Origin of the sequence: Alistipes intestinihominis (assembly GCF_040095975.1) — a bacterium.
Taxonomy (GTDB): Bacteria; Bacteroidota; Bacteroidia; order Bacteroidales; family Rikenellaceae; genus Alistipes; species Alistipes senegalensis.
Map to the genome: position 1 here is coordinate 204,458 of NZ_JBBMFL010000002.1, position 12,905 is coordinate 217,362.

Below are 12,905 nucleotides of genomic sequence, written 5' to 3' on the forward strand. Positions count from 1 at the left end.
AGCGTTTCCGCCCCGGCCGAAACACCTCCCCCAAAACACGCTACGACCCCAAACAGCCCGCCCCGGCCCACTATCATCGCCGAACTTTCAGAACAGCGGGCCGCCCGAATGATACTTTTTCATCAAATGCTTGTACCATGCGGCGCTTTTCATGGTTATCCGGTTTTTGTCCTCTATTTTTACGTTCGAAAAAAACTCGTTAACAAACCTAAACCAACCAGTATGAAACATTTTTGGAAATACATCGCAGGCGCGCTGGCTTTTGCTCTTCCCATCGCCTCGTGCAGCGACGACAACACATCGGATTTTCCCGACAAGGAGTGGAGCGAACTGACGGCCCCTGTGCTCACGGTCTCGGACGAGGAGATTACGCTCGATGCCGACAAAGCCGATCAGGAAGCCCTGAGATTCTCGTGGACAGCCGCAGCAATCGTAACCCGCAGCTCGTCGGTCATGTACGACCTGTACCTGAACGTAGAGGGCGAAGACCTGTTCAAAGGGATAAAACGAGAGTGGGGGGGGGAAGCCGATCTGGCGATCTCTTTCACCCACAAGGAACTCAACGATCTCATCGTAACGACATTCGGAGGCAAAAGCGGCGAACGCTTCGTTTTCCGGGCCTGCGTCTATGCACACACAGACAACTACCTCATCGAAGATAAAACCTCGGAGGAGGTGTCGTTCGCCGCTACGGCCTACGCCGCCGAAGTGGTCAAGCCCGCATCGCTCTGGATGAAGGGCGGCGCCTGCGAATACGGCTGGGACAAAGCGATCGAACTGCCGCAGAGCGACGAAGGGGTTTACACGGCAGAGAATGTCGTATTGAAATTCGGCAAACCCGCAGACAACAAGGGCTTCAAATTCTATATCGAGGAGGATGGCAGCTATCCGTTCTACGGGCAGAAGATCGGCGGCGAATTCGGTCAGATCCAGACTTTCGCCATCGCCAATGACGGGGATTCGCAGTTCTATCCCTTACAGTACGACTACACGAGCGGCATTTACACCGTAAGTGTTGACCTGAACACGATGATGCTCACGCTGACCCGGACGGGCGACGTTACGGAGTTCGATCCCGAATCGGCCCTCTACATTCTGGGCGACAACATGGAGAACGGCTGGGAGATGGTCGAGGCGAACGCCCTGCTGCCTGTCGGAGAGAACATCTATGAAAACACCCGCATCTATCTCAAACCGGAGAGCAGCTTCAAATTCGACTTCTACGACTGGACGGAGTATATCCGCGACGAGGCGGCCGGCGACTACTGGACCCTCAAGAAAAAAGGCGACGGAGACGGAGACATCCGCTTCATCCCGGGCGACCAGGGTTTCAGTGAAGGTTACTACACCGTGCGTGTCGATCTGAATACCCTGAAGGTCACCCTTACGGGCGGCACGGCACCCGCCTATCCCAAAACGCTGTTCCTCTTCGGACCGGCCACGGAGGCCGGGTGGAATCTCGGCAGCTTCATCCCGCTGACCAAGACCGGCAACGGCGTATTCCAGGTCAAAGGTGTGAACATCAACGTCGGCACGGCCAATCCGGACGACAACAAGGGCAACGGATTCAAATTCGGTATCTCGAACAGCGATTGGCTGACGGAATACGGTGCCAAAGAGGCTTTCGACGACCACGACGGACAGCAAGGCTACCGCGGCTGGGAACTTGCACAAAACAGTAACCAGTTCTACCCCCTGCTGATGGGATACGCATCCGGAACATACGACATCACCGTAGACTTCACGACGATGGCCGTACGTTTCGAGCCAGCGCAGGGCGCAGATTACCCGGCAGCGCTCTATATCCTGGGAGATGCCATGCCCCACGGCTGGGATCTGAACCAAGCCGTCGCAATGACCCAAACCTCCCCGGGGATTTTCACCGCCGAGAATGTCCCGGTGAATGTCGGCACGGCACAGGAAGGGAATCCGAAAGGCAACGGATTCAAGTTCATCATCTCGAACACCGAGTGGCTCACGGAATACGGTGCCAAAGGATCGTTCGACGATGGATACACGGGATGGGAACTCGTTCAGGGAAGCAATCAGTTCTATCCCCTGTTGATGGGATTCGGAAACGGCAACTACCGGATCACGGCGGACCTCACGACCATGACAGTCCGATTCGAAGCGATGTAACGAAGTTTCCCGGCATCCGAAATCCGGACAGAAGGTGAAAATCCGGCCGATGTACACGATCGGCCGGATTTTTCGCGCTTTTGGCGTCATAGTTGAACCCAGCTGTTCGTATCGTCGCTGCGCCTTGGATGCTTCCGCCCGGCAAATTGCAGGCGAACTTGCTTTTACCCCCGCTTATCCCTATCTTTGCACCCGGCAGAAATCCGCAATCCATGACACGAACCATTCGCAAAGCCGGAGCCTGTGCGCTCCTGTTCACGCTGTTCGCCATACAGAACGCACTCCCGCAGGGATATGTCAAGCTCAACGGGCTTTATGCGCTGGTCGGGATCATAAACCCTGCCGTCGAATTCGCCGTCACCCCCAAATCCACGCTCCAAAGCGAAGTCGTGATCTCCCCGTGGAAATCCTTCGACGGCAAACACATGACTTTCGCCATCTTCATGGGCGAATACCGCCGCTTCTTCAAGGAGCACAACCGCGGGTGGTATCTCGGAGCCAATATCGGCATGATGGCCTTCGACATGTCGAAACCCTACATCGAGAACTGGCGCCTCAAATTCGAAAACCGCTACTGCAAGGGCTACGGCATGATGATCGGACTGTGCGCGGGTTACGAATACCAGTTCGGCGAACGGTGGCTGCTCGACGCCTATGTCGGCTGGGCCTGGATGGACAGCCACTACAACGGATACAGTTTCGACGGAGAGATCGACATGAATCCCCATCGTCCCGTGCAGCCGAAGCACCCCGATCCGTTCAACGGCTCCTCGGAGTGGTATCCCAACAAGATCGGCGTTTCGATCGGCTACCGGATTTTCCAGCCCAAGCGTAAGACGCCTGATTTATAGACGATCCAAGCATTTTTCCCGCTTACCATCCGGTTCTGCGCCCGCCTGAGAGGCGGTTTTAGGGTCGCTGTGGACGACCGGGCTTCGGAGTGCAATGCCGCGCATCCGACCTTAGAGCCCGTCTCTCAGACGGGTTGAAGCGCGGACAGGACTCCGACACGAAAAGCCTTCCATCGCCCATAGAACCTCTTAAACGGAGACTCCCCGGACCGACTGGTCCGGGGAGTCCCGCATACATACAAAATCTTTCGGATTATTTCACCTTCGGACCGGCAGCCACGAGCTTCTTGCCGGCCTCGTTGCCCGTGAACTTCGAGAAGTTCTTCACGAAACGGTTGGCGAGGTCCTCGGCCTTCACCTCCCACTCCTTGGCGCTCTTGTAGGTGTCGCGCGGATCGAGGATCTTGGGGTCTACGCCCGGCAGAGCGGTCGGAATCACGAAATCGAAGATAGGCATGGTCTTGGTCGGAGCCTTGTCGATCGAACCGTCGAGGATCGCGTCGATGATGCCGCGCGTATCCTTGATCGAGATACGCTTGCCGGTTCCGTTCCAGCCCGTGTTCACGAGGTATGCCTTGGCACCCGACTTCTTCATCTTCTTGACGAGCTCCTCACCGTACTTGGTGGGGTGCAGCGACAGGAATGCGGCGCCGAAGCAGGCCGAGAAGGTCGGCGTGGGCTCGGTGATGCCGCGCTCGGTGCCGGCCAGCTTGGCCGTGAAGCCCGACAGGAAGTAGTACTGCGTCTGCTCGGGATTCAGGATCGAAACCGGGGGCAGCACGCCGAATGCGTCGGCCGAAAGGAAGATCACCTTCTTGGCGGCCGGAGCCTTCGATACGGGTTTCACGATATTCTCGATGTGGAAAATCGGGTACGATACACGGGTGTTCTCCGTCACCGACTTGTCGGCGTAGTCGATCTTGCCCTTCTTGTCCACCGTCACGTTCTCCAGCAGGGCGTTGCGGCGGATGGCGTTCCAGATGTCGGGCTCGTTCTCCTTCGAGAGGTTGATGACCTTGGCGTAGCAGCCGCCCTCGAAGTTGAACACGCCGTCGTCGTCCCATCCGTGCTCGTCGTCGCCGATCAGCTCGCGCTTCGGGTCGGTCGAAAGCGTGGTCTTGCCGGTACCCGACAGACCGAAGAAGATGGCCGTCTCGCCCTTGGCGTTGGTGTTGGCCGAGCAGTGCATCGAAGCCATGCCCTTCAGCGGCAGCAGGTAGTTCATGTAGGAGAACATACCCTTCTTCATCTCACCGCCGTACCAGGTGTTGATGATGACCTGCATCTTCTCGGTGAGGTTGAAGACAACGGCCGTCTCCGAGTTCAGACCCAGTTTCTTGTAGTTCTTCACCTTGGCCTTCGAAGCGTTGAGCACCACGAAATCGGGCTCGCCGTACTTCTCCAGCTCCTCGTCCGTCGGACGGATGAACATGTTCTTCACGAAGTGAGCCTGCCAGGCCACCTCCATGATGAAGCGGATTTTCAGACGCGAGTTCTCGTTGGCGCCGCAGAACGTATCGACGACGTAGAGTTTCTTGCCCGACAGCTCCTGCGAAGCGATCTTCTTCAGCTCTTTCCAGGCAGCCTTCGTGACGGGCTTGTTGTCGTTCTTATACTCGTCGGAAGTCCACCAGATCGTATCCTTGGTGGTCTCGTCCATGACGAAGAACTTGTCCTTGGGCGAACGGCCGGTGTAGACGCCGGTCATCACGTTCACGGCACCGGTCTCGGTCAGCTGACCCTTCTCGTAGCCGCGCAGGCCCTTCTTGGTCTCCTCACGGAACAGCTCGTCGTAGGAGGGATTGTACACGATCTCGGTCACGCCGGTGATCCCGTACTTCTTCAAATCCATTTTGTCCATAGTGCAATTATTTTTGATTAAAATCCACTTCTCAACCTCATGTTATCGTCCGGACTCTCCGGACTCCAACGGCACAAAGGTAGAAAAACTTTCAGAATTGTGAAAAAAATAACAGCCGAAATTACAAAAAATTTTTATTATTTTTTCCCGCCGCGCTATACGCTTCATTCATAACGGCGTATCCCGGTTTCCCGAAACTCGTCGGGAGTGCATTCCGCACCGCAGAACACTCCCTGCAAACAAGCTGCCGGAAATTCTCCGGACCGTTCTGCCCGGCGAATTTGCGGACGAAGCACAATCCGGTTTTGGTACCTTCCGTTATTTTTCATATCTTTATAGTATGGCCGGACTCTATTTCCACATACCCTTCTGCAAACGCATCTGCGCCTACTGCGATTTCTACAAAAGCGTCGGACTGGGACGCATGGAGGAGCTCGCGGCAGCCATGCACCGCGAACTGGAGGCGCAGCGCGAATATCTCGGCGGCGAAGCCGTCCGCACCCGCTATTTCGGCGGCGGAACGCCGTCGCTCTGCCCGCCCGGAACCATCGCCGGGCTGCTGGATCATGCGGGAGAGCTGTTCGACTGCTCCGCGGCGGAGGAGACCACCCTCGAAGCCAACCCCGACGACCTGACGCCCGAATACCTCGCGGCATTGCGCCGGGCGGGCATCGACCGCCTCTCGATCGGCGTACAGTCGTTCGACGACGCATGCCTGAAACTGATGAACCGCCGCCACGACGCCGCGCAGGCCCTTCAGGCGGTCCGGAGTGCACAAGCCGAAGGTTATGGAAACATCACCGTGGACCTGATCTTCGGGGTGCCGGGATTCGGCGGCGATTCGCTGCGCCGCACGCTCGACACGGCGCTCGGACTGAACGTGCAGCACATTTCGGCATACCATTTGACCATAGAACCCGATACGGCTTTCGGACGGCGTGCCGCCCGCGGGGAGTTCGCCCCGGTGGACGAGGCGGTCAGCGAAGCGGAATACGCCCTGGTGCACGAAACGCTGACCGGGGCGGGCTTCGAACATTACGAGGTCTCGAACTTCGCCCTGCCGGGGTTCCGGGCGCGCCACAACGCCTCGTACTGGCACGGCGCGAAGTATCTCGGCATCGGTCCGGCAGCCCATTCGTTCGACGGGTGGGAACGCCATTGGAACGTCAGTTCCGTGGAAGACTACCTTGCGGGAGCCGCCGCGGAAACCGAAACGCTGACCGACCGCGACCGCTTCAACGAATATGTGATGACGCGGCTGCGCACGGCGGAAGGCATCGGCCTGGCGGAAACGGAGGCTCTTTTCGGTCCGGAACGCACGGCGCAGATGCAGCGCGGCGCGGCGCCCTGGATACGGGCCGGAGCGCTCGTCGTTTCCGGCGGACGGATGGTCGTGCCGGCGGCCCGGATGCTGGTTTCCGATGCGGTGATCGAGGCGCTTTTCGAAACGTAACGGCCCCGCAACCGGGTGAAACAGAAATGTTAAGTTATTATTAATTTTTTTTAGTAAATATGGCTTTGGGTTGTTTTATAGAAATATAAGCATTACCTTTGCAACCGGATTTCGAATCCGACTTCGTCTCTGAGAAATTACAAACAAGCATAACATATGAGCAATGCAAAACACTCTCCCGACTTCCTGTTCGAGGTTAGTTGGGAGGTATGCAACAAGGTCGGCGGCATTCACACCGTCATCTCCACCAAGGCACAGACCGTAATCCGCAAATTCGCAGACCGCTACATCCTGCTCGGCCCCGACCTCTCGCACGAGGGCGTGAACCCCGAGTTCGAAGAGGACCCCGCGCTGTTGAAGGCATGGCGCCAGAAACTCTACAACGAGGGCGTCCGCGTGCGCGTCGGCCGCTGGAAGATCAAGGGCGAACCGACGGCGGTGCTGGTCGATTTCTCGTCGCTGATCCCCCGCAAGGACGAGATCCTCAAAAGCCTCTGGGAGTCGTACCACGTGGACTCGATCTCGGGACAGTGGGACTACATCGAGCCGGTGCTCTTCGGCTGGGCCGCGGGCGTGGTGATCGCCTCCTACGTCGAGACCTTCTGCGCCCCGACCGACAAGGCCGCCGCGCATTTCCACGAATGGATGACCGCCGCCGGCGGCCTCTACCTGCGCAACCGCGCCCCCTACGTGGCCACGGTGTTCACCACCCACGCCACGGTCATGGGCCGCTGCATCGCCGGCAACCGACTGCCGCTCTACAACGACCTCACGAAATTCAACGCCGACGAACTGGCCCGGCGGTTCAACGTCACGGCCAAACATTCGATCGAGAAGATGGCCGCCGCATACCACGACGCCTTCCTCACGGTGAGCGACATCACGGCCAACGAATGCAAATACCTGCTGGGCCGCGAGCCGGACGGCGTGACGCCCAACGGCTTCGAAAACGACTTCGTGTGGACCGGCGAGGAGTACTACGCCAAGCGCGACGAGGCCCGCAAGGCGATGATCGCAGTGGCCGAAGCCTGCCTGGGCGAGAAGTTCGCGGGCGACCCGCTGATCGTCGGCACCAGCGGCCGCTACGAGTTCCGCAACAAGGGCATCGACATCTTCATCGAATCGCTCAAACAGCTCGCGGAGTCGGACAAACTCCGGCGCGAGGTGCTGGCCTACATCACCGTACCCGCGGGCAACCGCGGTCCGCGCGCAGACTTGCAGGCCCATCTGGCCGATGCGTCGAACCCCATCGACGGGAGCCAGTACAAATACACGACCCACTACCTCGAAAATCCGGCCTGGGACCCGATCGTCAACGCCCTCAAGGACTCGGTCCTGACCCGTCCCGAATCGAAGGTGAAGGTGATCTTCGTGCCGACCTACCTCAACAAGGCCGACGGCATCTTCAACAAGGACTATTACGAACTGCTGGTGGGCATGGACCTCACGGTCTTCCCCTCCTACTACGAACCGTGGGGCTACACCCCGCTGGAATCGGTGGCCTTCTCGGTGCCGACCGTCACCACGACGCTGGCGGGATTCGGGCTCTGGGTGGACAAACACCGCGAACACGCCGGCGTGGAGGTCGTCCGCCGCGACGACTACAACGACCGGGAGGTCGAACAGAAGGTCGCCGAAACCCTGCTGCGCTTCAGCCTGCTGGACGAGAAGCACGTGAACGAGATGCGCACCTCGGCCTACGAAATTTCGACGACGGCACTCTGGGAACACCTCTTCGCCGCCTACGAGCAGGCTTATTCCGAAGCGGTCGAGAGTTCGATCGTGCGCACCAACCGCGCCGTGCTGGACGACGGAGGCGCCAAGACCGAGCAGATCAACTTCGTGCGCCAGCAGCTTTTCGTCGAGAAGCCCGTCTGGAACCGCATGATGGTCGATAAGACGCTGCCCAAGCGGCTGCACGCCCTCGAAGAGCTGTCGCGCAACCTCTGGTGGTGCTGGAACCCCGGCGCCCGCGACCTGTTCGAAGGGATCGACCCCGTGCTGTGGGCCGAATGCGAGCGCAACCCGATCGCATTCCTCGACGCGCTGAGCGTCGAACGCCTGAAACAGCTCGAAAAGGACTCGAACTTCCTCGCCATGCTCGATGCCGTGCACACGCAGTTCCGCGACTACATGAACGAAAAGCCCGACCCGAAGACCACGACGATCTCCTACTTCTCGATGGAATACGGCCTGCACTCGTCGCTGAAAATCTACTCGGGCGGCCTGGGCATTCTGGCCGGCGACTACCTCAAGGAGGCTTCGGACAAGAACGTCCCGATGGCCGCCGTGGGCCTGCTCTACCGCTACGGCTACTTCACGCAGAAACTCTCGGCGCAGGGGGCGCAGGAGGCGACCTACGAGGCGCAGAACTTCTATAAACTCCCGATCTCGCCCGTGCGCGACGAGGCCGGCAACTGGATGACGGTCACCGTCGCATTCCCGGGCCGCACGCTCTCGGCGCGCATCTGGAAATGCCAGGTGGGCCGCACGGACCTCTACCTGCTCGACGCCGACATCGAGGACAACCTCGAAGAGGACCGCCAGATCACCCACTACCTCTACGGAGGCGACTGGGAGAACCGGCTCAAACAGGAGATCCTGCTGGGCATCGGCGGCATCCGCGCCCTGCGCAAGGTGGGCGTCAAACACGAGGTGTACCACTGCAACGAGGGGCACGCCGCCTTCATCGGCGTGGAGCGCATCCGCGACCTGGTGAACCACCGCAAGCTCTCGTTCTCCGAGGCGCTGGAGGTGGTGCGCTCGTCGTCGCTCTTCACGACGCACACCCCCGTGCCGGCCGGCCACGACGCATTCCCCGAGTCGATGATCCGCCAGTACATGTCGCACTATCCCGACGTGCTGGGCATCACCTGGGAGCAGTACATCAACCTGGGCAAGACCAACCCCAACGACCCCAACGAGAAATTCTCGATGTCGGTGCTGGCCTGCAACCTCTCGCAGGAGGTCAACGGCGTGTCGTGGCTCCACGGCGAGGTGTCGAAGGACATTCTGGGCAACATGTGGCCGGGCTACTTCAAGAACGAGCTCCACATCGGCTACGTCACCAACGGCGTGCACTTCCCGACGTGGATCGCCACGTCGCTGCGGCGCCTCTACGCCCGCTATTTCGCCGACGGATTCGAAGGCCATGTCTACGACATCCCGGCCTGGCAGAAGGTGCACGACATCCCCGACGGCGAACTGTGGGAGGAGCGCATGAAGCTCAAGAACAAGCTCATCAAGCACATCCGCCGGCGTTACAGCGATCCCGCGCAGGTGCGTCTCGATTCGCCGCGCCAGATGCTCCAGATCATCGAGGGCATCAAGCCCGACGTGCTGACCATCGGTTTCGCACGCCGCTTCGCCACCTACAAGCGCGCCTACCTGCTCTTCACGAACCTCGACCGGCTGGCGGCGATCGTCAACAACAAGGAGCGCCCCGTGCAGTTCATCTTCGCCGGCAAGGCCCACCCCAACGACAAACCGGGGCAGGACCTCATCAAACGCATCGTCGAGGTGGCCGCCATGCCGCAGTTCGTGGGCAAAATCATCTTCCTGCAAAACTACGACATGGAGCTGGCGCGCCGCATGGTGCAGGGCGTCGATGTCTGGCTGAACACCCCGACGCGGCCGCTGGAGGCTTCGGGAACCTCGGGCGAAAAGTGCGTGATGAACGGCGTGATGCAGTTCTCGGTGCTCGACGGCTGGTGGGTCGAGGGCTACAAGGAGGGCGCCGGATGGATGCTGCCCATGGAGCGCACGTTCACCGACCAGCACTTCCAGGACGAACTCGACGCCGAGATGATCTACAACACCATCGAGGAGCAGATCGCCCCGAAATACTACGCCCGCGGCACGGACAACATCCCCCACGAATGGGTGGCCTCGGTCAAGAAATGCGTGGCGGACATCGCCTCGAACTTCACGACCAACCGCATGCTGATCGACTACGAGGAGCGCTTCTACGACAAACTGGCGGCCCGCAAGCGCAAGCTGAGCGCCGACTCCTGCCTGCTGGCCCGCGAGATCGCGGCCTGGAAGCGCAAGGTCTCAGCGGCCTGGGACCAGGTCCGCGCGGTGGACGTGGAGCGCGTGAAGATCGACAAGGAGGCCGTCTGCGTCGGCGAGAAGTACCGCTTCTCGGTGACGGTGGACATCGCCAACCTCCGTCCGGAGGACATCGGCGTGGAGATGGTCATCGCCCGCCAGATCGTCGGCGGACAGGGCGTCAACGTCGTCCGTACGATCCGGCTCGAACGAACCCGGACCGACAACAATCTGGTGACCTATGCGTTGGACTACACGCCCGACGAGACGGGCACATTCGACGTGGCGCTGCGCATCTATCCCTGCAATCCGCATCTTCCGCATCGCATGGATTTTGCATTGGTGAAATGGGCATAGGCTTCCGAAAGGAAACGGATAAAAAAGATGTCGATTTTCAGTCGCAGGATTGCAATATTCTGAAAATTTCAATATCTTTATAAGGACGAACAGCATTTTACAGCGATATGTCAGCACTTACTTTCGACAAAAGCGAATTGGGCAACCTGGAGTACTCGCTCCAGCGCGAGATGCTCGCAACGGACCGCATCGGCGGATACATGAGCACGACCATCGTCTGCTGCAACACCCGCCGCTACCACGGACTGATAGTGGCGCCGATCGACGACAGCGGCCGGACCTACGTCCTGCTCTCGTCGCTCGACGAGACGGTGATCCAGCACGACCAGACGTTCAATCTGGCGCTGCACCGCTTCCCGGGAGTCTACGAACCCCGCGGCCACAAGTACATCACCGACTTCGAGTACACGCCGACCCCCACGATCACCTACCGCGTGGGCGGCGTCATTCTCAAGAAGGAGATGCTCTGGATTCACAAGCGCACGCAGCTGATGATCCGCTACACGCTCGTGGACGCCCACTCCGAAACGCGTCTGAGACTGCGCCCGTTCCTAGCCTTCCGCGACAAACACGCGCTGACCCGCGCCAACATGGCCGCCGACGGACGCTCCTATCCGGCGGTCAACGGCGTGAAATGCCGCCTCTACGGTTCGTTCCCGTGGCTCTACCTCCAGACGAGCAAACCCGGCACGGAATTCGTGCCGGCGCCCGACTGGTACTACAATTTCGAATACCAGCAGGACATCGCCCGCGGCTACGAGGGGCACGAAGACCTGCTGACGACGGGCTATTTCGAAACCGAGCTCAAAAAGGGCGAGAGCATCATCTTCTCGGCGTCGCTCGACGAGATGGGCTCGACGAAGACCATCGAAGAGCTCTTCGAAGGCTCCATCGCCCGCCGCACGCACAAGATCGACTTCATCAGCTGCCTCGAACACTCGGCGCGGCAGTTCCTGATCCGCCGTCCGGGCAACCGCACGGAGGTCATATCGGGTTACCCGTGGCACGGGGTTTCGGGGCGCCAGACCTTCGTCTCGCTGCCCGGCATCACCCTGGAGCAGGACCACAAGGAGGACTGCATCGACGCCCTCGACTACGAGGTGCGCACCATGCACGACGGCATGTTCGCCGGGGACGCCTCGGCGGCCGTGGCTGCGGACGCTCCGCTGTGGTTCTTCTGGACGTTGCAGCGGCTCGAAGAGCAGATCGGCGCCAAAGCCGTCTGGGAACGCTACGGCGAGGCGATGAAACGGGTGTTGGAAGCCTATAAGCAAGGCGTCGCGGGACGGGTGCTGCTCAACGAGAACGGGCTCGTATGGGCCTCGTCGGAGCGCGTGCCCCTGACGTGGATGAACTCGGTGATCGACGGAGTGCCCGTCACCCCGCGCAACGGCTATCAGGTCGAGGTCAACGTCCTGTGGTACAATGCCGTCCGCTACACGCTGCGGCTGGCGGGCGAACACGGCGACAAGAAGTTCGTGAAAGCCTGGGAGTCGCTGCCCGAACGGACCGCGGCGTCGTTCAACGAACTGTTCCGTCTGCCGGAGGGCTATCTGGCCGACTGCATCGGCTGCGAAGGGACTTCGAAGGAGATCCGCCCGAACATGATCCTCGCCTGCGGACTCCCCTACAAGATGATCGACGAGCAGACCCAGCTGGAGGTGATCCGCACCGTGAGCCAACACCTCCTGACCCCCAAGGGGCTGCGGACGCTCTCGCCCCGCAACCCGCTCTACAAGGGTTCGCAGGAGGGTACGCCCGCCGAACGCGACTTCGCCGGCAAGAACGGCTCGGTATGGCCGTGGCTGCTGTCGTTCTACGTGCGGGCCTGCTTCGATGTCAACGGCGATTCGTTCCTGCCGCAGGCCGAAGAGATGCTGGCCAACTTCGAGGAGGACATCCAGACCTACGGCATCGGTTCGATCGGAGAGCTGTTCGACGCCGATCCCCCGTTCTCACCCCGCGGAGCCATTTCGCAGGCGTGGAGCGTGGCGGCCGTGCTGGACATCTACGGCATGATCCGGCGCCGGCGGCCGGAAGAGAAGCCCCGAAAGGCGGAGAAAGCCGCGAAAAAGCCGGCGGCGAAGAGTGCGAAGGCCGGAAAAAGCGCCGGCAAGAAGGCGTCCGCCGCAAAAGCGGCGAAGCCCGCAGCGAAAAAAGCGACCGCCAAGAGATAAAACAGCGTCGTGCCGAC

6 protein-coding genes are annotated in these 12,905 nt (G+C 60.1%); 5 read left to right on the forward strand and 1 reads right to left on the reverse strand.

The window, feature by feature from the left end; genetic code table 11:
• Positions 1-222 precede the first annotated feature (222 nt).
• A complete protein-coding gene (locus WMO46_RS02415) occupies positions 223-2,139 on the forward strand; it encodes a SusE domain-containing protein (protein ID WP_349093718.1) in 1,917 nt (638 codons plus the stop codon).
• A gap of 212 nt (positions 2,140-2,351) precedes the next feature.
• Positions 2,352-2,990 carry a DUF3575 domain-containing protein gene (locus WMO46_RS02420; protein ID WP_349093719.1) on the forward strand — a complete coding sequence of 213 codons (639 nt, stop codon included), beginning with the start codon at positions 2,352-2,354 and terminating at the stop codon, positions 2,988-2,990.
• Positions 2,991-3,243: 253 nt separating this feature from the next.
• Here the strand turns inward: WMO46_RS02420 and pckA are convergent, their stop codons facing one another.
• Positions 3,244-4,851: a phosphoenolpyruvate carboxykinase (ATP) gene (gene pckA, locus WMO46_RS02425; protein WP_019151672.1), complete on the reverse strand. Its 1,608-nt coding sequence runs from the start codon at positions 4,849-4,851 to the stop codon at positions 3,244-3,246.
• A gap of 340 nt (positions 4,852-5,191) precedes the next feature.
• On the opposite strand from pckA, the gene hemW reads away from it, so the two are divergent.
• The 3 genes from hemW to WMO46_RS02440 all read left to right on the forward strand — a co-directional run bounded on the left by hemW (position 5,192) and on the right by WMO46_RS02440 (position 12,888).
• A complete protein-coding gene (gene hemW, locus WMO46_RS02430) occupies positions 5,192-6,304 on the forward strand; it encodes a radical SAM family heme chaperone HemW (protein WP_349093720.1) in 1,113 nt (370 codons plus the stop codon).
• 156 nt (positions 6,305-6,460) lie between these two features.
• A complete protein-coding gene (glgP, locus tag WMO46_RS02435; protein WP_279190880.1) occupies positions 6,461-10,711 on the forward strand; it encodes an alpha-glucan family phosphorylase in 4,251 nt (1,416 codons plus the stop codon).
• A gap of 107 nt (positions 10,712-10,818) precedes the next feature.
• Complete coding sequence (locus WMO46_RS02440) at positions 10,819-12,888, forward strand: glycogen debranching enzyme N-terminal domain-containing protein (RefSeq protein ID WP_349093721.1); 2,070 nt, start codon at positions 10,819-10,821, stop codon at positions 12,886-12,888.
• Positions 12,889-12,905: the final 17 nt, after the last annotated feature.

Bases quoted from the DNA above. Each gene is read 5' to 3' on its own strand.
- WMO46_RS02415 (WP_349093718.1), top strand. From the start codon at position 223: ATGAAACATTTTTGGAAATACATCGCAGGCGCGCTGGCTTTTGCTCTT.
- WMO46_RS02420 (WP_349093719.1), top strand. From the start codon at position 2,352: ATGACACGAACCATTCGCAAAGCCGGAGCCTGTGCGCTCCTGTTCACG.
- pckA (WP_019151672.1), bottom strand. From the start codon at position 4,851: ATGGACAAAATGGATTTGAAGAAGTACGGGATCACCGGCGTGACCGAG.
- hemW (WP_349093720.1), top strand. From the start codon at position 5,192: ATGGCCGGACTCTATTTCCACATACCCTTCTGCAAACGCATCTGCGCC.
- glgP (WP_279190880.1), top strand. From the start codon at position 6,461: ATGAGCAATGCAAAACACTCTCCCGACTTCCTGTTCGAGGTTAGTTGG.
- WMO46_RS02440 (WP_349093721.1), top strand. From the start codon at position 10,819: ATGTCAGCACTTACTTTCGACAAAAGCGAATTGGGCAACCTGGAGTAC.